This window comes from Streptomyces carpinensis (assembly GCF_002154505.1).
Lineage (GTDB): Bacteria > Actinomycetota > Actinomycetes > Streptomycetales > Streptomycetaceae > Streptomyces > Streptomyces carpinensis.
The window spans coordinates 1-644 of sequence record NZ_MUBM01000548.1 but is presented as its reverse complement, the minus strand read 5'-3'; the positions used below and the strand labels follow the sequence as shown (position 1 = coordinate 644).

Below are 644 nucleotides of genomic sequence, written 5' to 3'. Positions count from 1 at the left end.
GGCGGCGACCGCGGCCACCTCGTCCTGGGGGTGCGCAGCTTCCCGGGCCAGGGGGTCGTCGACGCGCGCGTCCAGGTCGCCCGCGCTGATCCGGCGGGCCACCTGCGCCGTCGCGTGCAGCCGCCGCGTCACCCGGGTCACCGCGAAGGCGCCCACCAGCAGCGTCGCCCCGATCGCCAGCCCGGACGACCACAGGATCGAGTCGTCCAGCGCGGCGATGGTGCGGGCCTGCTGCGAGTAGTCGACCTCCACGGCCAGTGTCCGGCCGTGATCGGCGGGGCCAGCCGCCCACATCGTGGGCCGTCCGTGGTGCCGGTCGACCATCGTGCCGCGCTCCCCCCGCGCCGCCAGCCGCCGCAGTGTCGGAGGCAGCCCCTCGGGATCGACGCCCGCGCCGGGCAGCAGCGTGTCCCCGGACTCGAACGCGTTCGTCGCGTCCTTCAGCCGGGACAGCGCCAGCGCACGCGCCTGACCGACGGTCTGGTCGGTCACCGAGACGTGCACCAGGACACCCAGCAGCGCGGCGAGCGCGCAGCACATCACCGTGATGAAGGCCGCGGACTTCATGGCGAGGGTCCCGGTCCACCGGGGGCGAGCCACCCTCATCGCCCACTCGCCGAGGGGGTGACCGCGGGGGTGAGGTC

The 644-nt window shown here is 75.5% G+C and carries 1 protein-coding gene; it reads right to left on the bottom strand.

What is annotated here, in order from left to right:
- The coding region (locus BZY54_RS45745; protein ID WP_143668330.1) for a HAMP domain-containing protein at window positions 1-606 on the bottom strand (606 nt) is incomplete at its 3' end.
- Window positions 607-644: the final 38 nt, after the last annotated feature.